The sequence below is a fragment of the Microbacterium sp. MMO-35 genome (assembly GCF_037147555.1).
Classification (GTDB): Bacteria; Actinomycetota; Actinomycetes; order Actinomycetales; family Microbacteriaceae; genus Microbacterium.
In genome coordinates this window covers 99,717-121,515 of the sequence record NZ_JBBCVH010000002.1, presented here as the reverse complement: position 1 = coordinate 121,515, position 21,799 = coordinate 99,717, and the positions used below count along the sequence as shown (strand labels likewise).

General features: G+C 71.3%; 19 protein-coding genes. 6 read left to right on the top strand and 13 right to left on the bottom strand.

Going from position 1 to position 21,799, the window contains the following annotated elements; all coding sequences use genetic code 11:
- Positions 1–23: 23 nt before the first annotated feature.
- Positions 24–716, top strand: coding sequence for a TetR/AcrR family transcriptional regulator (locus tag WFJ01_RS03840; protein WP_251439573.1), 693 nt, complete (start codon positions 24–26; stop codon positions 714–716).
- Positions 717–784: 68 nt separating this feature from the next.
- Positions 785–1,318, top strand: coding sequence for a hypothetical protein (locus WFJ01_RS03835; protein ID WP_336628260.1), 534 nt, complete (start codon positions 785–787; stop codon positions 1,316–1,318).
- A gap of 27 nt (positions 1,319–1,345) precedes the next feature.
- On the opposite strand, the gene dxs is transcribed toward WFJ01_RS03835, so the two are convergent.
- Together dxs and WFJ01_RS03825 are read right to left on the bottom strand one after the other, a co-directional pair.
- Positions 1,346–3,328, bottom strand: a complete 1,983-nt coding sequence (gene dxs / locus WFJ01_RS03830) for a 1-deoxy-D-xylulose-5-phosphate synthase (RefSeq protein ID WP_336628259.1) — start codon at positions 3,326–3,328, stop codon at positions 1,346–1,348.
- Positions 3,329–3,389: 61 nt separating this feature from the next.
- Complete coding sequence (locus WFJ01_RS03825; protein ID WP_336628258.1) at positions 3,390–4,703, bottom strand: citrate synthase; 1,314 nt, start codon at positions 4,701–4,703, stop codon at positions 3,390–3,392.
- 131 nt (positions 4,704–4,834) lie between these two features.
- On the opposite strand from WFJ01_RS03825, the gene WFJ01_RS03820 reads away from it, so the two are divergent.
- Positions 4,835–6,004: a citrate synthase gene (locus WFJ01_RS03820; RefSeq protein WP_336628257.1), complete on the top strand. Its 1,170-nt coding sequence runs from the start codon at positions 4,835–4,837 to the stop codon at positions 6,002–6,004.
- A gap of 155 nt (positions 6,005–6,159) precedes the next feature.
- On the opposite strand, the gene WFJ01_RS03815 is transcribed toward WFJ01_RS03820, so the two are convergent.
- From WFJ01_RS03815 to dut, 5 genes are all read right to left on the bottom strand, one after another.
- On the bottom strand, positions 6,160–6,765 hold the full coding sequence (locus WFJ01_RS03815) for a hypothetical protein (RefSeq protein WP_336628256.1): 606 nt from the start codon (positions 6,763–6,765) through the stop codon (positions 6,160–6,162).
- 137 nt (positions 6,766–6,902) lie between these two features.
- Positions 6,903–9,725, bottom strand: coding sequence for an aconitate hydratase AcnA (acnA, locus tag WFJ01_RS03810; RefSeq protein WP_292880284.1), 2,823 nt, complete (start codon positions 9,723–9,725; stop codon positions 6,903–6,905).
- 194 nt (positions 9,726–9,919) lie between these two features.
- The gene (locus WFJ01_RS03805; protein ID WP_442928018.1) at positions 9,920–10,705 is read right to left on the bottom strand and encodes a DUF3159 domain-containing protein; all 786 of its coding nucleotides are present in this window, start codon (positions 10,703–10,705) and stop codon (positions 9,920–9,922) included.
- Positions 10,702–11,310: a DUF3710 domain-containing protein gene (locus WFJ01_RS03800; RefSeq protein ID WP_251439558.1), complete on the bottom strand. Its 609-nt coding sequence runs from the start codon at positions 11,308–11,310 to the stop codon at positions 10,702–10,704. The genes WFJ01_RS03805 and WFJ01_RS03800 overlap by 4 nt, the downstream gene beginning before the upstream one ends.
- Positions 11,307–11,780 (bottom strand): dUTP diphosphatase, encoded by a 474-nt coding sequence (gene dut, locus WFJ01_RS03795; RefSeq protein ID WP_251439557.1) that lies wholly within the window; start codon positions 11,778–11,780, stop codon positions 11,307–11,309. The genes WFJ01_RS03800 and dut overlap by 4 nt, the downstream gene beginning before the upstream one ends.
- Positions 11,781–11,792: 12 nt before the next feature.
- On the opposite strand from dut, the gene WFJ01_RS03790 reads away from it, so the two are divergent.
- Positions 11,793–12,299, top strand: coding sequence for a DUF3093 domain-containing protein (locus WFJ01_RS03790; RefSeq protein WP_336628255.1), 507 nt, complete (start codon positions 11,793–11,795; stop codon positions 12,297–12,299).
- A gap of 95 nt (positions 12,300–12,394) precedes the next feature.
- On the opposite strand, the gene WFJ01_RS03785 is transcribed toward WFJ01_RS03790, so the two are convergent.
- Positions 12,395–12,688 (bottom strand): DUF4193 domain-containing protein, encoded by a 294-nt coding sequence (locus WFJ01_RS03785; protein ID WP_233310015.1) that lies wholly within the window; start codon positions 12,686–12,688, stop codon positions 12,395–12,397.
- Between the two features lie 193 nt (positions 12,689–12,881).
- On the opposite strand from WFJ01_RS03785, the gene sepH reads away from it, so the two are divergent.
- Positions 12,882–13,958: a septation protein SepH gene (sepH, locus tag WFJ01_RS03780; protein ID WP_336628254.1), complete on the top strand. Its 1,077-nt coding sequence runs from the start codon at positions 12,882–12,884 to the stop codon at positions 13,956–13,958.
- Positions 13,959–14,021: 63 nt separating this feature from the next.
- On the opposite strand, the gene WFJ01_RS03775 is transcribed toward sepH, so the two are convergent.
- Positions 14,022–15,149, bottom strand: coding sequence for an alkaline phosphatase family protein (locus WFJ01_RS03775; RefSeq protein WP_336628253.1), 1,128 nt, complete (start codon positions 15,147–15,149; stop codon positions 14,022–14,024).
- 80 nt (positions 15,150–15,229) lie between these two features.
- Between WFJ01_RS03775 and WFJ01_RS03770 the strand changes: the two genes are divergently transcribed.
- A complete protein-coding gene (locus WFJ01_RS03770; protein WP_336628252.1) occupies positions 15,230–17,674 on the top strand; it encodes a DNA gyrase/topoisomerase IV subunit A in 2,445 nt (814 codons plus the stop codon).
- Between the two features lie 18 nt (positions 17,675–17,692).
- On the opposite strand, the gene WFJ01_RS03765 is transcribed toward WFJ01_RS03770, so the two are convergent.
- Genes WFJ01_RS03765 through WFJ01_RS03750 form a run of 4 tightly spaced genes read right to left on the bottom strand, consistent with a single transcriptional unit; the run spans position 17,693 to position 21,735 of the window.
- Positions 17,693–18,592 carry a 3-oxoacyl-ACP synthase III family protein gene (locus tag WFJ01_RS03765; RefSeq protein ID WP_295034113.1) on the bottom strand — a complete coding sequence of 300 codons (900 nt, stop codon included), beginning with the start codon at positions 18,590–18,592 and terminating at the stop codon, positions 17,693–17,695.
- Between the two features lie 19 nt (positions 18,593–18,611).
- Positions 18,612–19,934, bottom strand: coding sequence for a F390 synthetase-related protein (locus WFJ01_RS03760; RefSeq protein ID WP_336628251.1), 1,323 nt, complete (start codon positions 19,932–19,934; stop codon positions 18,612–18,614).
- Complete coding sequence (locus WFJ01_RS03755; RefSeq protein ID WP_336628250.1) at positions 19,931–20,731, bottom strand: MBL fold metallo-hydrolase; 801 nt, start codon at positions 20,729–20,731, stop codon at positions 19,931–19,933. Before WFJ01_RS03755 ends, WFJ01_RS03760 begins: the two co-directional genes overlap by 4 nt.
- The gene (locus WFJ01_RS03750; protein ID WP_336628249.1) at positions 20,728–21,735 is read right to left on the bottom strand and encodes an NAD-dependent epimerase/dehydratase family protein; all 1,008 of its coding nucleotides are present in this window, start codon (positions 21,733–21,735) and stop codon (positions 20,728–20,730) included. The genes WFJ01_RS03755 and WFJ01_RS03750 overlap by 4 nt, the downstream gene beginning before the upstream one ends.
- Positions 21,736–21,799 lie beyond the last annotated feature (64 nt).

Genomic DNA, 21,799 nt, shown 5'->3' with positions numbered 1-21,799 from the left:
CTCCGCAGGGGTATTCTTTGAACATGTTCAGTTCATCGGCGGACGCCTCCCAGAAGCCCCTCACCCCCAAGGCGGAGGCGACCAGGGCGCGGATCCGCGACGCGGCGATGGCCTCGTTCGTCGAACGCGGCTATCCCGACACCACGATCCGCCTAATCGCCAAGGAGGCCGGCGTCTCCGTCGGCAACGCCTACTACTACTTCCCCTCCAAGGAACACCTGGTCCAGGAGCTCTACGACCAGCAGCAGCGGGACCACGGGGCGGCGGCGCGCCCGCGGCTGGACGGAGTGACCGGGCTCGTCGACCGCCTGCGCGTGTTCTTCGAGACCGGACTCGAGACGGTCGGCGCGTATCGCGCGGTGGCTCCGGGGTTCCTCAGCGCGATGGTCTCCCCCGACTCGCCGATCAACCCGCTCTCGGTGGAGTCCTCCCCCGCGCGCGACATGACCATCGGGCTGCTCCGCGAGGTCGTCGGCGGGGCCTCTCATCGCCTTCCCGAGGACATCGCCGAACGCCTTCCGGAGGCGCTCTTCCCGATGTACCTGGCCCTGATCCTACGGTGGACCTACGACGAGTCGCCGGGGCAGGCGAAGACGACCCGTCTGCTGGACACCGGCCTACGGCTGTTCGCCGTCGCGCTGCCGTTCCTGCGGGTTCCCGGAGTTCGCGGCGTCACGCGCGATCTCCTCGACCAGATCGCGGACGTGCGGCCGTGAGCGCCGAGACCGTTCGGCCCACGCCTCCGACGCAGGCCTGGCCCTCTCTCCGGACGCCGGCGAAGCCGATGGCGTTCGACTCCGGCGAGTTCGCGAGCGGCGCGGCACGCGCGGTCGCCCTGCACTTCGCGCTCTTCGTGATCCTCTCCGAGCTGGCGAGCCTGGTCATGGGGATGGTCCATGACGGGCCCTCGATCGAGGTCTTCCTCTCCGCGCTGGGCGGCTCGATCGGACTCGTGCTCTTCGTGGGCGCCTACGCCGTTCCCTTCAGCCTGATCGCCACGGTGATCGGGATCCTTCCCGCTCTCCTGCTGGGACGCGCTCTGGTCCGGGTCCGGACGTTCCGCACGCACCTGCTGGCCTGGTGCGTGTTCGGCACCGTCTTCTCGGGCGCCGTCTCGCTCGCCATCTCACATCTGCTGTTCCGGGACCAGATCAGCCTGATGAGCGCGTTCCTCGTCACCGGCTTCCTCGCCGGCAGCGCGGCCATCCCGCTCGGGTGGGCGAGAACCGCCTCCATCGCGCTGCGCGCCGACCGGGGGCTGAAGACCCCGGCGTGGTTCCGCCGCCGTCGGCGAATCCCCGCGACCGCCTCTCGGTGACCTCCGAGCGTTCCGGGCCAAGGCGCGTCAGAGCCGCCTGCGCTCCTCGGCGTCCGAGTCGACGGTGCGGCCCGCGACGATGTCGACCGCGCCCGTGTGCAACGGCATCTCGCCCGTCGGGCGTGCGATCGGAACCCTCGTGCCGAGCACCTGCGCGACCACGTCCTGGGCGATCTTGCCGGCGGTGAGCCCCGCGTCCTCCAGGATCTGCTCCCGGCTCGCGTGGTCGATGTACTCGTCGGGCAGGCCGAGCTCGTCGACCGCCGTGTCGATGCCGGCCTCGCGCAGCACCTGACGCACGCGTGTGCCGACGCCGCCGACGCGGATGCCGTCCTCGAGCGTGATGACGAGGCGATGCCGGGCCGCGAGCTCGACGACCGACGGCTGCACGGGGATCGCCCAGCGCGGGTCGATCACGGTCGCGCCGATCCCCTGCGCCCTGAGCCGTTCCGCCACATCGAGGGCGAGCGTCGCGAACGGGCCGATCCCGACCAGCAGCACATCCTCGCTCTCGCCGCGCGACAGCACGTCCACACCGTCGTGCAGGCGCTCCAGAGCCGGGATCTCGGGCGTCACGGCCCCCTTCGGGAAGCGGATCACGGTGGGCGCGTCGTCCACCGCGACGGCCTCCTCCAGCTCTTCACGAAGCCGCTCACCGTCGCGCGGGGCGGCGATCCTGATCCCCGGCACGATCTGCAGCATCGACAGATCCCACAGCCCGTGATGGCTGGGGCCGTCGGGGCCCGTGACGCCGGCCCGGTCGAGCACGAACGTGACGCCCGCGCGATGCAGGCCGACGTCCATGAGCACCTGATCGAACGCACGTCCCATGAAGGTGGCGTACAGGGCGACGACGGGGTGCAGTCCCCCGTACGCGAGCCCCGCCGCGGATGCGACCGCGTGCTGCTCGGCGATGCCCACGTCGTAGACCCGGTCCGGGAAGCGCTCGGCGAAGGGAGCGAGCCCGGTCGGGCGCAGCATCGCCGCCGTCATGGCGATGACGTTCGGCGTGCGCGCGCCGACGTCGACCAGCGACTCGGCGAACACATCGGTCCATCCCGTGCTCGTCGCGGCGAGGGGCGTTCCCGTCTTCGGATCGATCTTGTTCACGGCGTGGAACTGATCCGCTTCGTCATCGAGCGCCGGCTGATAGCCGCGCCCCTTCTCTGTGATCACGTGCACGATGACCGGCGCGCCGAAGTCCTTGGCGAGCTGCAGCGTCTCGAGGAGCGACGGGATGTCGTGCCCGTCCACCGGGCCCAGGTACTTGATGTCGAGGTTCGAGTACAGCTCCTCGTTGTTCGAGAAGCGCGAGAGGAAGCCGTGCGTACCGCCTCGCACGCCGCGGTAGAACGCCCGCCCGACCGGGCCGAACGCACGGAAGAACCGATCCGACTTCTGATGCAGGTCGCGGTACACGCCCGCCGTGCGCACGCGGTTCATGTACCGCGCCATTCCGCCGATCGTCGGGGCGTAGGAGCGGCCGTTGTCGTTCACGACGATGACGAGGTTGCGCTCGTTGTCATCGGAGATGTTGTTGAGCGCCTCCCACGTCATCCCACCGGTGAGCGCCCCGTCGCCGACGACCGCGACGACGTGGCGGTCCTCGCGTCCCGTCGCGGTGAAGGCGCGGGAGATCCCGTCGGCCCAGCTCAGCGAGCTGGAGGCGTGCGAGGACTCGACGACGTCATGCGGGCTCTCCGATCGCTGCGGGTAGCCGGCCAGACCTCCGCGCGAGCGCAGCGCGGAGAAGTCCTGACGCCCGGTGAGGAGCTTGTGCACGTACGACTGATGGCCGGTGTCGAAGATGATCGGGTCATCCGGCGAGGAGAACACCCGATGCAGGGCGATCGTCAGCTCGACGACTCCGAGGTTCGGTCCGAGGTGGCCGCCCGTGCGGGCCACGTTCTCGATCAGGAACGAGCGGACCTCCGCGGCCAGCTGCACGAGCTGTTCGGGGGTGAGCCGATCGAGGTCGCGGGGACCGGAGATGCCGGGAAGGATCGCCACCGTATCTGCCTCCTGAAACGAAACGGGAACCGCGAGCCGGAGCCCGCAGCACCGACCAAGACTACCGAGCATTGCTCCCGGGGCGCTGGACATCCGCCGCATCCGGACCGACGTAGTGCCCGATCGGCCGCAACCGCAGCGGAGCCCGTCCGTACTCGTCCTGCGCATGCACGCACCAGCCGGCGGAGCGCGCGACGGCGAAGACGGTCTCCCCGGCGTCCGCGGGCATGTCCCAGGCCAGCGCCATCACGGCCAGCGCGAGATCGATGGTCGGGTGAAGGCCCGTCCTGGCATGCACGACGGCGGTGACCCGGTCCGCCAGATCCAGCGCCGCCCGAGCCCGCGGATCCGAGGTCTCCCGCATCCGTCGCAGCAGCAGCCGCGCGCGAGGATCACCGTCCGGATACAGCAGCTGCCCGAAGCCGGGGATCCCCGCGCCGCCGAGACGCGTCGCGGTCGCGACCGCCGCCGCCGGATCCTCGCCGTCCTGCACCTGCCGCAGCAGCGCGTGCACGGCGGCGCTCACGGCGCCGTGCAGAGCGGAGTCGAGGGCGCCGAATCCGGCCGCCACGACCGCGTACGGGTGGGCGCGCGCCGACGCCGCCGCCCGCGCGGCGAGCGTCGATGCCGCCATGTCGTGGTCGACGAGCAGGACGAGTGCGGCGTCGAGCACCCGCAGCCGGTCGGGCGATGCCGAAAGGGCCGTGAGACGAGGCCAGAGCCGCGCCGCGACGTGCTCCTCCTCCGCGCTGCGGTCCGGTGCCGGCTCATCCTTCGCCTCCCGCTCCGTGCCGACCGTCGGAAGCGCGTCGACGAGCCCCGCGACGAGACGGGGCGCCACCCGCGCCACGGTCTCCGCGCGGAGGTCGTAGCGCTCGGGATCCTCCGCCGCGAGAGCCGCGACCGCGGCGAGCAGGCGGCTGAACGCCCCGGCGGCGACGGGCAGCGCGGCGACCACCCGGCGCGCCGCTGCGCTGTCGGGCCGTTCCAGCGGCGGCGCGTCCTCCGCCGGCAGGTCGGTGCGGGCGAAGAGCCACCGCACGACGGCGTCGAACCTCGGCGGACCGCCCTCTCCCGCGACCAGCTCGTCGATCGGGATGCCGCGGACCCAGAGCTCGCCGTCCTCGATCAAGGCGATGTCGGTGTCGATGACCGCCAGCGGGCTCCCGTCGGCGCCGGCAGCGCGGGCCGCGCCGTGCGAGGGCGAGGTCACGCGGCGGCGAGCACGGGCGAAGCGCTCCACCTCGAGCGGGTCGAAAAGGGAGCCGTGCGCTCCGCGCTCCCGCGAGATCAGGCCGCGCGAGACGTACGCGTAGAGCGTCTCCGTCCGTACGCCGAGCCGCGCCGCGGTCTGCGCGGCCGTGAGTGCGTCCATCGTCGGCTCCTCTCATTGATCCGATCAACATTGACGATATCCGGATCCACTATGCAGGGTGAGCGAGGAGCCGCATCGCGGCTCCGAGGAGCACAGAGCCGCCATCCGCGACTCGCCAGAGAGGAGCCGACATGGCCATCACCATCGATCGCAACGACACGCAGCTCATCGACGTCCCGCGAGGACTCACCAACGTGGTCGTCGCAGAGACCGCGATCGGCGACGTCCGCGGCGAGGAGGGCTTCTTCCACTACCGCGGAGTCTCCGGGGTGGAGCTCGCCACCGAGGCCCGTTTCGAGGACGCCTGGCACCTGGTCGCGCTGGGCGGCCTCCCCCAGGACGGCGCGGAGGCCGCGGCCTTTCGCGCGCGCACGGCTTCCGCGCGCGCGATCCCCGAAAGTCTGCACGGATCACTGTCGGCGATCGCGACGTCGGCGCTGGACCCCATGGCCCAGCTGCGCACCGGACTCGCCCTGATCTCGTCCGCGGACGGCAGGCGGGCGCTCTACGACGAGACGGAGACCGAGCGGATCGATGACGCGATCCGCCTCGCCGCGGTCGCGCCGGCCCTGATCGCCGCGCTGCACCGCTGGAGCACGGGTCAGGATCCGATCGAGCCCGACGGAGATCTCGACCCGGTCACCGACTATCTGCGCATGCTCACGGGCGTCACGCCCGACATCCGCCTCGCCACGGCCCTGGGGACCTATCTGACGGCGGCGATCGACCATGGCTTCAACGCGTCGACGTTCACGGCACGGGTCATCGCGTCCACCGGCGCCGACCTCGCGTCGTGCGTCGGCGGCGCGCTCGGAGCGCTGTCCGGGCCGCTGCACGGGGGCGCTCCGGCGCGCACTCTGGACATGCTGGACGACATCGGCGCACCCGAGCGTGCGGACGCCTGGGTGCGCGAGCGCGTGCAGCACGGCGGCCGGATCATGGGGTTCGGACACGCCGTCTACCGCACGGAGGATCCCCGTTCCCGCCTGCTGCGCGGCGTCGCTCAGCGGCTGCGCGCCGACGGACTGGCGACGGACCGCGTGGACCTCGCCGTGACCGTGGAGCAGACCGTGCTGCGCGTCCTGGACGAGCTCAAGCCCGGGCGAGCCCTGCGCACGAACGTCGAGCTCTACGCCGCGGTCGTCATGGAGGCGTGCGGCATCCCCCGCGAGCTGTTCACCCCGACCTTCGCCTCGGCGCGGCTCATCGGATGGGGCGCGCATGCCTGCGAACAGGTGCAGGACGGCAAGATCCTGCGCCCCTCGTCCCGTTACGTCGGGGCGGCGTCACGACCTCGTTGATCGCCGAGCATTCGTGACGCGTGCAGGATCCCACGGCGCCTCCAGGATCGATTCCCCGACCAGCTCCTGCATGCGTCGCGATCTCCTGCACGCGTCGCGGGGCGAGGCGGACGCCGACACGCGGCGGCGCGCCTCGCGTCGCCGAAGGTCCTGGCTCAGTCGTCGGCCGGAGCACCGGAGTACGTCGTGCGGCCCCGGCATCGGAGGGCGAAGCCGAAGAAGAGTGGCGCCACGATGCGTCCCGCCATCACGATCACGATCAGCGGAAGGGACCCCAGGCCGACGGCCAGCGGGAGAAGGAGCATGCAGACGACTCCGGTCGCCGCCGACGCGGTCACCGTGGTCCTCCAGCGCCGGTGCGGCATCGCCCTCCGGATCCGCCTCACCGGGGCGAACCTCTGGCCCGCGAGGACCCAGCCGGCCCCAGCCAGGGGGATCCACCCGATCACGCCGAAGGACAGCGCGACTCCGCAGGCGAACAGCGATCCGGCCCACGCCAGCACGTACCGATCGATGGCGCCGGAAGTCAGATCCCGGTAGGCGAGCTCGCCGAAGGCCGCCAGCACGACTGCCGCCGACACGAGAACGGCCGCAGCGACGACCGACGCGGGAGCGAACTGTGCGGCTGCCGCTTCCCAGCCGCCGAACAGCACCACCGCGGCGGCAGCGAGAACCAGCAGAGGGCGGCCGACGCGCTTGCGGACGGAGACGGGAGCCCCTTCGCCGACTGCCACCGTAAAGGGCGCCTCCTCGTGTTCCACCCACGGATGCTATCGCGGGTGCGGACGCCGACACGCGTCGCACGGCGTGCGGATGCCGACACGCGGCGGTGGGCGCGGAGCGCACACGCGAACGGGGCCGGCTCCCGAAGGAACCGGCCCCGAATCGCGTGCGTGGATCAGACCAGCGAGCGCAGCACGTACTGCAGGATGCCGCCGTTGCGGTAGTAGTCGGCCTCACCGGGGGTGTCGATGCGCACGACCGCGTCGAACTCGACCGTCTGCTTGCCCTCGGGCGAGAACTCGCTCGGCTCGGCGGTGACGCGCACCGTCTTGGGAGTGGTGCCCTCGTTCAGCTCCTCGAGACCCGCGATCGAGACGATCTCGGTGCCGTCCAGGCCCAGGGACTCCCAGGACTCGCCGGCGGGGAACTGCAGCGGGACGACACCCATGCCGATGAGGTTCGAGCGGTGGATCCGCTCGAAGCTCTCGGTGATGACCGCCTTGACGCCGAGGAGGTTCGTGCCCTTCGCCGCCCAGTCGCGGGAGGATCCGGATCCGTACTCCTTGCCGCCGAAGATCACCAGCGGGGTGCCCTGTGCCTGGTAGTTGGTCGAGGCGTCGAAGATGTACGACTGCGGGCCACCGGCCTGGGTGAAGTCGCGGGTGTAACCGCCCTCGATCTGCTGCCCGTCGTTGACCGCCTTGACCAGCGCGTTCTTCAGCCGGATGTTGGCGAACGTGCCGCGGATCATGACCTCGTGGTTGCCACGGCGCGAGCCGTAGGAGTTGAAGTCCTTCTGCGCGACGCCGTGCTCGGTGAGGTACTGCGCGGCCGGGGTGCCGGCCTTGATGTTGCCGGCGGGCGAGATGTGGTCGGTCGTGACCGAGTCGCCGAGCGTCGCGAGCACGCGGGCGCCCGAGATGTCGGTGACCGGCGCCGGCTCCGCCTGCATCCCGTCGAAGTACGGCGCCTTGCGCACGTAGGTCGAGTCGGCGTCCCACTCGAAGACCGGGCCGGTCGGGGTGGGCAGGCTGGTCCAGCGCTCGTCGCCGTCGAACACGGTCGCGTACTGCTTGATGAACTGGTCGCGAGAGATCGACGAGTCGATGATCTGCTGCACCTCGGCGGGGTCGGGCCAGACGTCCTTGAGGAACACCTCCTTGCCCTCGCCGTCGGTGCCGAGCGCCTGGGTGTCGAAGTCGAAGTTCATCGACCCGGCGAGGGCGTAGGCGACGACCAGCGGCGGGCTGGCGAGGTAGTTCATCTTCACGTCGGGGCTGATCCGGCCCTCGAAGTTGCGGTTGCCGGAGAGCACCGCGGTGACCGCGAGGTCGTTCTCGTTGATCGCGGCGGAGACCTCCTCGATCAGCGGACCGGAGTTCCCGATGCAGATCGTGCAGCCGTAGCCGACGGTGTAGAAGCCGAGACCCTCGAGGTCCTTGTCGAGGCCCGACTTCTCGTAGTAATCGGTGACGACCTTGGATCCGGGGCCGAGCGTGGTCTTGACCCACGGCTTCTGCTTCAGTCCCTTGGCGAGGGCGTTCCGGGCGAGCAGACCCGCGGCGATCATGACCGACGGGTTCGACGTGTTCGTGCAGGAGGTGATGGCCGCGAGGGTCACCGCGCCGTTGTCGAGGATGTACTTCTGCCCGTCGGGCGTCTTGACCTTGACCGGCTTGGACGCCTCGGTGGGCGCACCGGAGTTGAGCACGACCGGGATCTCGTTGGTCTCGATCTCCTCGCCGGGCACGGATCCCGGGTCGGAGGCGGGGAACGAGCCGGAGTCGGCGACGTCGATCGGACCGGTCGCGTAGTTCAGGATGTCCTTCTCGAACTGCGCCTTCGCCTCGGAGAGGAGGATGCGGTCCTGCGGACGCTTCGGGCCGGCGATCGAGGGCACGACGGTGGAGAGGTCGAGCTCGAGGTACTCACTGAAACCGGGCTCGTTCGCGGCGTCGTGCCAGAGCGACTGCTGCTTCGCGTAGGCCTCGACGAGGGCCACGGCCTGCTCGTCGCGACCGGTCAGGCGCAGGTAGTCGAGCGTGACGTCGTCGATCGGGAAGATCGCGGCCGTGGAGCCGAACTCCGGCGACATGTTGCCGATCGTGGCGCGGTTGGCGAGCGGCACAGATGCGACGCCGGCGCCGTAGAACTCGACGAACTTGCCTACCACGCCGTGCTGGCGCAGCATGTCGGTGATCGTGAGCACGACGTCGGTCGCGGTGACCCCGGCGGGGATCTCACCCGTGAGCTTGAAGCCCACGACGCGCGGGATGAGCATGGAGACAGGCTGGCCGAGCATGGCGGCCTCGGCCTCGATGCCGCCGACGCCCCAGCCCAGCACGCCCAGGCCGTTGACCATCGTGGTGTGCGAGTCGGTGCCGACGCAGGTGTCGGGGTAGGCGCGCAGGACGCCGTCGACGGAGCGGTCGTAGATGACCTTGGCCAGGTGCTCGATGTTCACCTGGTGCACGATGCCAGTGCCCGGGGGGACGACCTTGAAGTCGTCGAACGCGGTCTGGCCCCAGCGCAGGAACTGGTAGCGCTCGCCGTTGCGCTCGTACTCGATCTCGACGTTGCGCTCGATCGCGTCGGGGCGGCCGAACAGATCGGCGATGACGGAGTGGTCGATCACCATCTCGGCGGGCGAGAGCGGGTTGATCTTGCTCGGGTCGCCGCCGAGGGCGGTGACGGCCTCGCGCATGGTCGCGAGGTCGACGATGCAGGGCACGCCGGTGAAGTCCTGCATGACGACGCGGGCCGGCGTGAACTGGATCTCGGTGTCGGGCTGGGCGGCCGGGTCCCAGGAGCCGAGCGCCTCGATCTGAGCCTTGGTCACGTTCGCGCCGTCCTCGGTGCGAAGCAGGTTCTCCAGGAGGACCTTGAGGCTGAACGGGAGCTTCTCGTACCCGGGGACCGTGTCGATCCGGAAGATCTCGTAGTCGGTGCTGCCGACCGTCAGGGTGCTCTTGGCACCGAAGCTGTTCACCGTGGACACGGATCCGTCTCCTTCTGTTCGGATGGAAGCGACAGGCGACTCCATCTTGCTCGCCCGCTCCCCCGCGCGGCTAGCAAGGCGGGCCTTACCAGTCTGCGCTTCGGCGCGAGCGAGCGAAAGGTGTCGATTTATCTTGACGTCGAGATAAATCTAGCACGCGGAGACGGCGGATGAGTCCGTCATTCACGCGGGTCTCAGGAGGCAGGATCCGACCGCTCCTCCACCGCTTCGGCGTCGCGTCCGGCCGGATACAGCGCGCGGACGACCAGCCAGGTGAGCGCCACCATCGGCGCGAAGAGCGGCAGGCCCATCACGAGCTTCAGCGTGCCGAGGGCCTGCACATTGCCGGAGAAGTAGAGCGGCAGCTGCACGGCCAGCCGCGCGAAGAAGAGCGCCGCCCAGGCGATCGTGAGCCAGAAGAACGCCCGGCGCTTGCGCGGCTCCTGCCGCCAGCCCCGTACATCGCCCATGAGGAAGCCCGCGGCGAGGCCGATGAGCGCCCAGCCGACGAGTGCGGAGACCAGCAGCACGGTGCCGTAGGCGGCGTTCGTGAAGAAGCCGGGGACGAAGTTGTCCTGGCCACGGCCGGTCCAGAGCGCCAGTCCCGCCGCGACCGCGACCGCGACGAGGCCGCCGAGGGCCGACGCCGCCGGGGAACGCTGCAGCAGGCGGATGACGGAGAAGACGGCGGCCAGGCCCACGGAGACGACCAGGGAGAGCCAGAGCGGCTCGGGGCGCAGCGTGTAGATCACGAGGAATGCGGCGCTGGGCAGCACCGACTCCAGGACGCCGCGCCATCCGCCCATGGCGCGCCACACGACGTGTCCGGTACTGGCGCCGGAGGCGGGATCGATACCGAGCCGCTGCGCCGCGCCGCCGAGTGCAGCACCCAGGCTCTGCACCGCATCCGGAGCCGGCGGCGGCACGTACTGCTCGGCTCCCGACTCGGCGGGCCGCTCCGGTCTGCCCGCCGTGCTCACGCTGTGCCGGGCGCCGCGGGCATCCGCAGCGGAATGAGGTCGCGCGGCGGCATGGGAGCCCCGCCGCGGACGACGACGATCGATCGGAACAGATCCTCGACGGCAGCGCCCGCGGTCTCATCCGAGGCGGCGGCCCCGCCGATCACGCCGCGCAGGAACCAGCGCGGCCCGTCGACGCCGACGAAGCGCGCGAGCCGGGTGACGGCCGTGTCGCCGGCGACGGCGGGGATCTCGGCCAGGAGCTCCGCACCCAGAGCACCGTCGCGCTCCGTCACGGTGCCGCCCTGCTGCGAGATCTGCTCCTGGATCTGCGCACGGGTCTCGTCCCAGAGGCCGCTCGATCGCGGAGCGGCGAACGGCTGCACCTGCAGCGTCGAGTCGGCGTAGTCCAGGCCCACGGCGACGATGCGCTGCGTCTGCTCCTCCACCTCGAGGCGCAGGTTCAGGCCCTCCCGGGGAAGGATCTTGATCGCGCCGAGATCGATGTACGGACGGACCGGATTGGCCTCGCTCTCGTCGAACGGGCCGTCGACCGCGCGGTCGTGCGCGGGCGCCGACACCGTGTCCTCGGTCGGCTCGAGGTCGGACGTGCTTTCGTCGCTCATGCGTTCTCCTCCGCGCCGACAGGGGCGGCGCTCTGGGTCTGGTAGCCGGTGGATCCGAATCCGTCCGCACCGCGCGCCGACTCGTCGAGGGTTCCGACCGGGATGAACCGGGCTCGGGTGACGGGCATGACGATCAGCTGCGCGATGCGATCACCGACCGCGACATCGTACGCCGCATCGCTGTCCGTATTCAGAAGACTGACCTTGATCTCGCCGCGATACCCCGCGTCGACCGTTCCCGGCGCGTTCACCACGGTGATCCCGTGCTTCGCGGCCAGTCCGCTGCGGGGCACCACGAATGCGGCGTATCCCTCGGGCAGCGCGATGCTGACGCCGGTGCCGATGAGCGCCCGCTGCCCCGGCTCGAGGCGCACCGCCTCGGTCGAGACCAGGTCGGCCCCGGCGTCGCCCGGGTGCGCATAGACGGGAGGCTCGGGCGCGATAATGGGAACGTCCACGGTTTCGGTCACGGAAAGAGGCTAATGCAGAACGCACCGGGCGACGCCCGCCCCGCTTCCGCCGTCGTCCGCTATCGCGAGCGTCTCGCGCCGAGCCTCTGGCTGTTCCTCGCGGCAGCGCTGGGCGGTCCGATGATCACCCTGGTGTTCGTCCCCGCCGGATCCGTCATCGCCCTCGCGATCGGCGTGGTCGCCACGATCGCCATCATCGCGCTGATGATCGCCGGCTCGCCGCGCGTCGAGGTGGATCGGCGCGTTCTGCGCGCGGGCCGTGCATGGATCGACGCCTCCTGGCTCGGCGCACCCGAGATCCGGACCGGCGAGGACGCCCGGCAGGCCCGTGGCCCGGCGCTCCCGGCCCGCGGCTGGCACCTCATCCGGGGCGGCATCGACGGCGTCGTGATCGTGCCCAACACCGATCCGACCGACCCCGCGCCGAGCTGGACGATCTCGACGCGCACTCCGGATCGACTGGCGGCCGCGATCGAGGCCGCCCGCGCCTCCGCGGCGACGGACGCGGCCTCGGTCTGAGCCTTCTGCTTCCGGGCCTTCTGCTTCCGGTTCGGCCCGAGAACGCAGAACGCGCCCGGAACCAGGATGGTCCGGGCGCGAGCAGCGTCGAGGAATCAGGCCGCGCATTCCTTGCAGATGGGGCCTGCCTTGTCCTCGTGATCGAGCTGTGAGCGATGCTTCACGAGGAAACAGCTGACACAGGTGAACTCGTCCTCCTGCGGGGGCAGCACCACGACGTCGAGCTCGACGTCGGAGAGGTCCGCCCCGGGAAGGTCGAAGCCACCCGGGTTGTCCGAATCCTCGACATCGATCGATCCCGACAGCTTGTCGGGGACGCGCTCCTTGAGAGCCTCGATGGACTCGCTCTCGTCTTCGCTCTTGCGCGGGGCGTCGTAATCGGTTGCCATGGATCTCCACTTTCATCCTGCGAGTGGCGGGAGCCGGGGGTGTTCGGCGGCCCATAGTTTGCATGACGCGCGTGCAAATCGCAAATGCCACTCGATCCATCCCACCGGAACTCACGGCGCGCCCACGATATTCCCTGCGCCCGCCCCGGCCCATGACACCATGAATCGACACTCATCCTGAGGGGCTGAAGCCATGGAACACGTCACGATCGTCGGCGCAGAGGAGGACGTCCTCGTCCTCGCCACCGAGTCGGGGGAACGATTCGCCCTGCCCATCGACGAGGTGCTGCGCACCGAGCTGCGCCGGGCGAAGGCCGGACGCGAGGAGAAGCCCGCTCCGCTCGCCGCCAGCCCCCGGGAGATCCAGGCCCATGTCCGCGCGGGCATGTCCGCGGCCGAGGTGGCGGAGCTGCTCGGCGTCGACCTCGAGGTCGTGCAGCGGTTCGAGGGCCCGGTGCTCGCCGAGCGCGAGCACATCGTCGGCCAGGCGCTCGCGGTCCCCGTGCTGATCGGGAGCGAGGTCGAACCCGACGCCCAGCCCACCTTCGGAGTCGCGATCAGGGCGAAGCTGGCCGAGCTGGCGGCGGCCGACGAGCGGTGGGCGAGCTGGAAGGACGACAGCGGCTGGATCGTCAAGCTCGAGTTCACCGCGAACGAGGTCGAGCACGACGCGCGCTGGAGCTTCGACCCGCGGCGCAGCGCCCTTGCACCGCTCAACGCCGATGCGACGCAGCTGTCCCGGCAGGGCTCGCTGCCGGAGGGGCTGATCCCGCGCCTGCGCGCCCTGGACAAGGACCGCCCGTCGCCCTACAAGGACGAGACCCGGTTCGACTCCGGCGCCTTCGGCCCGCGCCTCGTGCCTGCGCCGGCCGCTCCGGCCGAGGCGTCCGAGACCACCGGCGACGAAGGATCGACGGACGCGCCCGAGCCGCGTTCCGCACGCCACCCCCAGTCGTCCTCGAACGCACAGGAGGCGGCCACGCGCAGCGCGTCGTTCGCCCCGGCCACTCCGTCCGACACCGCCGACCTGCTGGAGGCACTGCGCCGTCGACGCGGTCAGCGCGAGGCCCGTCCCCGTGTCGAAGAGGAGAGCGACGACTCCCGTCCGCTCGCCCTCTTCGACGCGCTGGAGCCGGGCTATCAGCCGGAGCCCGCTCCGGAGGAGTCCGAGGCGCCGTCGTCGATCGACGGAGACTCCGGCTCGCGCCGCCGGCGCCGGGGCATGCCCTCCTGGGACGAGATCGTGTTCGGAGCCCGCAGCGAGGACTGACGGCGCGGCCGGATCTCGCCGGGCTCCGGCGTCGCCGTGTCGTGCCGCCCTCGTGGAGGTCGCTCAGCGGGCGAACGCACCGAGGCGGATGAGCGGCACGCGCAGCTCCTCCGCGCTCAGCGAACCGTGCTGGCCGACCATGCCCTGCGACCGCTGATCCGCGGCCGCGCCGTCGTACAAGGCCCACAGGCCCCGCGCCGGGACCACGAGGTCGCCGATCCGCGACTGCGCCTCCGGGGTGGTTCCGGATCCGAACAGACCTCCCCGCACGGCCTGCGCACGAGTGAGGACGTCGGCCGCCCCGTCCACTCCGGCGGCCCAGCGCGCGGCGGCTTCGTCGGTCCGCGCGGGATCCTCCAGGTAGACGTGCAGCATGCGGGGCTCACCAGCGATCGCGGCGACGCCGTCCTGCAGGGGGCTGCGTCCGTCGATGACGAGGTGCCGGGACGCGGGGACGTCGACCATCCCGTGGTCGGCGGTCACGAGCAGACCGACGCCGTCGGGGACCGTCCCGGGGATCGCCGCGTCGAGCTCCTCGAGCGCCGCGACCCACTCCCCCGACGCCATGCCGTGCTTGTGCCCGGCCTTGTCCGCCTCGGGAAGATAGCAGTAGACCAGCGCGCCCTCATGCTCCTCGGCGAGGTTCAGCGCCAGTGCCATGCGCTCCGACGCCGTCCGTGCCGCATGGAACTCGGCGCCGCGCAGAGTCGCCGCCGAGAATCCGCTGCGCGCGTACTCCGCAAGCCCGACGGCGAAGGAGGGACGGCCGCCGGCCGCCGCGGTCTCGAAGACGGTCGGCGTGCGCTGCCACTCGCGGGGATCCGCCTTCGCCTTCTCCCAGCCCGAGAGCTGGTTCACGATCGTGCCGGTGCGCGGGTCACGCACTTCGTAGCCGACGAGTCCGTGGTGGCCCGGATCCACCCCGGTGAGCAGGCTCGTGAGCGCCGCGGCGGTCGTCGAGGGGAAGACGCTGGAGAGCACGTCCTTCTTGGCCATCGCCGCGGTCAGACGCCGCGCATGGCCGGCATGCGCCCTCAGCGGGATCGCGCCGAGCCCGTCCATGACGACGAGGACGGCCGATCGCGCCGCCGGGAGGGCTCCCGCGCGTCCGTCGAGCGCGCCGAGCAGGTCGCGCGCCACCCCGGTGATGCTCCGGGGGGACGACGGGATCGCCGGTAGCATAAGGGTCATCCGAGTCAGTCTCGCACAGAGACCGGCGCGGTCCGGCGTCGAGAACCGCTCCGCCGCCTCCCGATTACCGCAGGAAGCCCATGCCCCGCACCACGCCGCCCGAGCCGATCGAAGAGCGCATCCAGGACATCGATCTGTCGAGCGAGATGCAGGGCTCCTTCCTGGAATACGCGTACTCGGTCATCTACTCCCGCGCCCTCCCGGATGCCCGGGACGGACTCAAGCCCGTGCAGCGGCGGATCCTGTTCCAGATGGCGGAGATGGGCCTGCGGCCCGACCGCGGGCACGTGAAGAGCGCGCGCGTCGTCGGCGACGTGATGGGCAAGCTGCATCCGCACGGCGACTCCGCGATCTACGACGCGCTCGTCCGTCTCGCGCAGCCGTTCTCGCTGCGTCTGCCGCTCGTGGACGGCCATGGCAACTTCGGCTCGCTCGACGACGGGCCTGCCGCGTCCCGGTACACCGAGGCACGTCTCGCGCCGTCCTCCCTCGCGCTGACGGAGAGCCTGGACGAGGACGTCGTCGACTTCGTGCCCAACTACGACGGCCAGTTCCAGCAGCCGTCCGTGCTGCCGGCCGCGTTCCCCAACCTGCTCGTCAACGGAGCGAGCGGCATCGCCGTGGGCATGGCGACCAACATGGCGCCGCACAACCTCATCGAGGTCGTCGCTGCGGCCATCCACCTGCTCGAGCACCCCGAGGCGACGACCGAGGAGCTCATGGAGTTCGTCCCCGGCCCCGACTTCCCGTCGGGCGGGATCGTGATGGGCCTCGATGGCGTCCGCGACGCCTACGCGAACGGCCGCGGGGCGTTCAAGGTGCGCGGCAAGGTCTCGATCGAGCCTCTCGGCCCGCGCCGGACCGGCATCATCGTCACGGAACTGCCCTACATGGTCGGTCCCGAGCGCGTGATCGAGAAGATCCGCGACGCGGTGCAGGCGAAGAAGCTCCAGGGCATCAGCGACGTCAACGACCTCACCGACCGCAACCACGGCATGCGGATCCAGATCGGCATCAAGACCGGTTTCGACCCGAACGCCGTGCTGGAGCAGCTGTACCGGCTGACCCCGCTCGAGGACTCGTTCAGCATCAACAACGTCGCCCTCGTCGACGGGCAGCCGCGCACCCTCGGGCTCAAGGAGCTCCTCAGCGTCTACGTGCGGCACCGCCTCGAGGTCGTCACGCGGCGCAGCCGCTTCCGCCTCGCCCGCCGCGAGGAGCGCCTGCACCTCGTGGAGGGTCTTCTCATCGCGATCCTCGACATCGACGAGGTCATCCAGGTCATCCGCTCCTCGGACGATTCGGAACAGGCCCGCACCCGCCTGCAGAGCGTCTTCGACCTCAGCGAGCGCCAGGCCGAGTACATCCTCGAGCTGCGCCTGCGGCGCCTCACCAAGTTCTCCCGCATCGAGCTGGAGACCGAGCGCGACCAGCTGCTCGCCGAGATCGCCGCGCTGCAGGAGCTGCTCGGCAGCGAGGCGCTGTTGCGCGCCCAGGTCGCGACCGAGCTCGACGCGGCCGCCGAGGCTTACGGAACCCCGCGGCGCACCCTGCTCCTCAACGCGGCGCCCCCCAAGGCGCGCGCCGCCAAGGGACCGGTGGACACGCAGATCGCCGACGCGCCCACCGTCGTCGTGCTCTCGACCACCGGTCGTGCGGTGCGGGTCGACCTGGAGCCGGGCCAGGTGCTCTCCCCCGCCGCGCGGCGCAGCAAGCACGATGCGGTCCTCTCGACGCTCACGACGACCACGCGCACCGAGATCGGCGCGGTCACCTCCGCCGGACGCGTCCTGCGTTTCACCGCGATGGATCTCCCCTCGGCGCCGTCGGCGTCCGTCCACCTCGCGGCCGGCGTTCCGCTGCGCGACTACATCGGGCTGCTCGACAAGAGCGAGCGGATCCTCGCCCTCATCCGGTTCGACGACGACACTCCGCTCGCCGTCGGCACCAGGACGGGCGTCGTGAAGCGCGTCGTCCCGTCGGCCCTCGCGGTGAAGCCGGAGCTGGAGATCATCGGCATGAAGCCCGGGGATGTCGTGGTCGGCGCGGGCTCGGCGCCCGACGACGCCGAACTCGTGTTCGTGACCAGCGACGCGCAGCTGCTGCACTTCGCCGCGTCGGGCGTGCGCCCCCAGGGCGCTCCGGCCGGCGGCATGGCCGGCATCAAGCTCGGCGCCAAGGCCGAGGTCATCGCGTTCTCCGTCCTGGACGCCGGCGACGACGCCATCGTCGTGACCGTCTCGGGAGCCGCAGGCATGATCGCCGGCACCGACGCCGGGCGCGCCAAGGCATCGCGTTTCACCGAGTTCCCCGGGAAGGGCCGCGCCACCGGCGGCGTCCGCGCGCACGCGTTCCTGAAGGGCGAGGATCGGCTCACGCTGGCCTGGGTCGGCACGGAGCCGGCGCTCGCGGTCGGCCCCGACGGTTCGGCGCGCACGCTGCCGGACGTCGGAGCGAAGCGCGACGCCTCCGGCCAGCCGATCGACGGCGTGATCGGCTCGATCGGCGGGGTGCTCGGAGCCTGACCTCCGCCCCCTCGCCGTTCAGAGCCGCAGCGCGAGCGCGTTGGCGGTGAGGCCGGCGGCAGTGCCGCACAGGACGACGGTGTCGCCCGTGGCGATGCGGCCGGACTCGAGCGCCCGGGTCAGCATGAACGGCACGGACGCGGAGACCATGTTGCCGAACGCCTCGACCTCGTCGACACGGCGATCCGCCGGCACCCCGATCCGGTCGAGCATCGGCCCGAGCGCCGCCGAGGCCTGATGCGGGATCCACAGGGCGATGTCGTCGTGGACGAGGCCCGCCCTGCGCAGGAAGCGGTCGAAGAAATCGGGCAGGACGCGCATCATCCCGAGCAGCGCACGCCGTCCATCCATGTCGAAGAGGTAATCGGCCGGATCGGCCGCCGCGTACTGCTGGGCGGGCGCGTGCGACAGGCCCCCGCGCAGCTCCGTGTCGTGCGCGTGTGCGGGCCAGGTCTGCTGCAGGCTCGACACCACCCCGCGATCGGGCGCCGTGGCACGGCGCAGCACGACCGCCACCGCGGCATCGCTGAACAGCTCGAAGCTCTCCTGCTGGTCGGGGTTGAGGAACCGCGAGGCGACGTCGCCGGCGACCACGAGCACCGTCCGATGGTCGCCGTCGTCGAGATACCGGGAGGCGATGTCCAGGGCCGTGACGAAGCTCGTGCAGGTCGAGTTCACATCGAAGGCGGCGGCATGGCCGGCCGAGGTGAGACGCTCCCAGACCAGTGCCGCGGTGCACGGGATCGGCTGCACCCCCGCGGCGGACGCCCCCAGCACGAGATCGACGTCATCGGTCGTCAGGCCGGCGTGCGCGATGGCGCGCCGCGCCGCCCCGACGAGCATGTCGAGGTGCGACACGTCATCCTCGATGCGATAGCGCACGCTCTCGCCGAACCGCACCGTCCGGCCCGGAAGCATGCTGCCCCACCCCGCGATCTCACAGCTCCGCATCGTCCTGCTCCCCCCTCCAGCGTCGCTCGACGCGACGCAGCTTCCGCCCCGGCTCCGGCGCGTAGGTCACGAAGCGCACCTGGGCCCGCTCCGCGCCGAGGCGGTCCGCCAAGGATCCCAGCTCCGCCGCGACGTGCGCCCGCGCGAGCGCGAGCGGCGTGTCCCCGGCCGCCTCGATGCCGACCTCCAGCTCCCGGCGCCCCGTCTGCACGATGCGGTACTCCGCCACCCCGTCCGCGTAGACCACGGCGCGGGACACGAGATCGGCGAACACCTCGACGACACCCCCGTCCCGCCCCGGCAGCCGCAGGGTGTCGCCCTCGCGCCCCTCGATCCGGGCGACCGCGGTCAGGGCGCTCCCGCACGGGCACGGGACGTCGCGCTCCCGGAGCACATCGCCCAGACGGTAGCGCACGATGGGCTGCGCCCGGCGACGCAGATCCGTCACGACGGGCACGAACCGGCCGCCGCCCAGCGGCTCCCGCTCGATGAGCACGCCGTCCTCGTTGAGGTGCAGAACGCCCTCCTCACAGGTGTGCGCGAGGAATCCCTCGGTGCATTGATAGAGCTGATGGATCCGCTCCTGTCCCAGCCCGGCCGCGATCCTGCGCTCATCGGAGACCTCGAGCACCTCGGCGACGGCGTAGACCTTCTCCGGGTGCACGGCGATCTCGCCCCTCTCCGCCGCGCGGGCGATCGCGAGCAGCACCGAGGGGGGTCCGGCCAGGATCGTCGGTGCGTAGCGGTCGAGACGATCGAGGTTCTCCGTCATCTCCGCGAAGACATCGAAGTAGGAGAAGGAGACGGCGCGGGATCCCACCGCTTCGTACAGCGTGTTGTCGGCACGCAGGAACAGCGCGATGCGGTGTCCGAGGATCCGTCCGCGCGGCAGCGTGCGCGCGAGCATCGTCCCGGCCCAGGCCTCTCGTTCCGCGCGGCTCACGAGGAAGAGGCCGCGGTGCCCGCTCGTGCCGCTGGACAATCCGATCGAGCAGCCCCGGACGTCGGCGGCGAAGTCGCGCGAGCGCTCGTTCGCGAGCGCGGTCCGCAACGCGTCCTCGCGATGGACCTCGACCGTGTTCAGCTCGTCGAAGCGCTCCATCATGATGCCCTTGTCCATGAGCGGGAGCGCCGCGAGACCCGCGGATCGCTCAGCGAGCAGGGGCCGGAAGTAGGCGGATCTGCGACGGAGGAATCGGAGATGGCGACGCAGCAGGCGCCGCTGCCGACGCTCCACCGCGGCGCGCGTGCGCAACGGCCGGAACCAGCGCGTGGCGGCGAACTCCGCGACGATCCGCAGCCTGCTCATCTCGGGAGCAGCTCTCGGTCGCCGATCGGATCGTGACTGCAGACCACTCGGATCCCGGCGTGCGAGAGCGCCACCAGCCTGCCCGCTGTGTCGCCGTAGGCGTCGCCGTCGTGCTGGAGAGCCCGCGGCAGGGAACGCATCCGCGGCTCCTCGGCGAGCAGATCGGAGCCCCAGGCGGCATCTCCGGCGAGCAGCACGCGGTCATCGACGAGCACGCCGATGTGCCCGTTCGCGTGCCCGGGCAGATCCACGATCCGCACGCCCGCCCCGGGGAACGGATCCGCGACGCTCAGGCCCACGCCCGCGACCTCCGTCGGGGCGAAATCGCTCCGCGCCAGGACGAGCGGATCCGGCCCGGGGAACCAGGCCGGCAGCAGACCGGGCAGGATCGCGTCGCGCAGGCGCGCCCGCCGCAGCGTCTCGAGCTGTCCGGCGGTCGTCACGATGCGCGCCGCCGGGAAGAGCCCGACACCCCCGATGTGGTCCGGGTGGAGGTGGCTCAGCACGACATGGGTGACGCTCTCGGGAGCGACGCCGTCGTCCGCGAGCTGACGCGCGACGTCCTCTTCGGCGGCCATGCTCGGCGGCAGGATGCGCCGGTAGACGGCGCCGCGCCACCCCGTGTCCCAGGGCTCGGGAGCGTATCCGGTGTCGACGAGGATCCGGCGCCCGTCCCCCGGCTCGTAGAGGAACACCCCGGACGGGAACTCACGCACCGCGCGTCCGGAGCCGCGGAAGAGGACGCCGATGTCGTGCACCGTGCTCCCGCAGGCATAGTGCCTCAGCCGGCGCGTCATGCCCCACGCTCCGCCCGCGCACGCAGGTCGGCCACGGCGCGGTCGAGCGCCTCGTCCAGTGACACGACCGGCGCGTAGCCCAGCTCGGAGCGGGCCCGGGAGATGTCGAGCGTCTGCGCATAGGCGATCGTCGAGAGCGTGTACCGGGTCAGCGGCGGCTCCGGTCTCCCCGGAAGCGCCCGACAGATCCCCTCGAGCGACGCCGCGAGCGTCCAGGCACCGCGCCGTGACAGCCGTCGGAACCGGGGCGTCTCGCCGAGCCGTGACAGCAGCCCCTCGAGCAGCTCGCGGAACGGCCGGGGGTCGCCGTTGCTGATGTTGTAGACGCCGCCGGCCGGATCGCCCGCGCGCAGCGCGAGGCGGAGGGCGCTCGCCGCGTTCTCCACCGCGGTGACGTCGATGAGGTTGCGCCCGTCGTCGAAGAGCGGCACGCCGATGCGACGGTGCACGGCGATGAGCCGTGGGACGAGGCTCGGATCCCCCGCGCCGATCAGTCCGCGCGGACGCACGATCACGAGCTCGTGGATCCGTCCCGCCCGCTGCGCCTCGCGCAGCAGCTCCTCGGCGGCGAGCTTGGAACGGATGTAGTCGTTCAGGCGGTTGCCGGGGTCGACGTCGACCTCCCGGATGCCGATCCGATCACGCGCCGCGGCGTAGACGCTCGGCGACGACACGAACACGAACCGGCGCGCTCCGCTCTTCTCGGCGAACGACACGGCCGCGGCGGTGCCTTCGACGTTGGCTGCCGCGAAGTCGCTCCGACGCCCCCAGGGCGAGGACAGCGCGGCGCAGTGCACGATCGCGTCGACAGGGCGCACCGCACTGGGAAGCCCGGCCAGGGACGAGACCAGCGTCTCCGCCGGCGCAGCCACCCGTGCGAGCGCCTGCGCATCGCGTCCCGAGGCCAGGACCGGGATGCCGTGGGCCCTGAGTTCGCGCACGACGTACCCGCCGAGGAATCCCCCGGCTCCGGTCACGAGGACGGGCCGGGCGGACGCAGACATGCCCCGATGCTAAGGCACGATCGCCCGGCCCTGGGGAGCTCCGGCGCCCGCGGGGCGGCGTCGG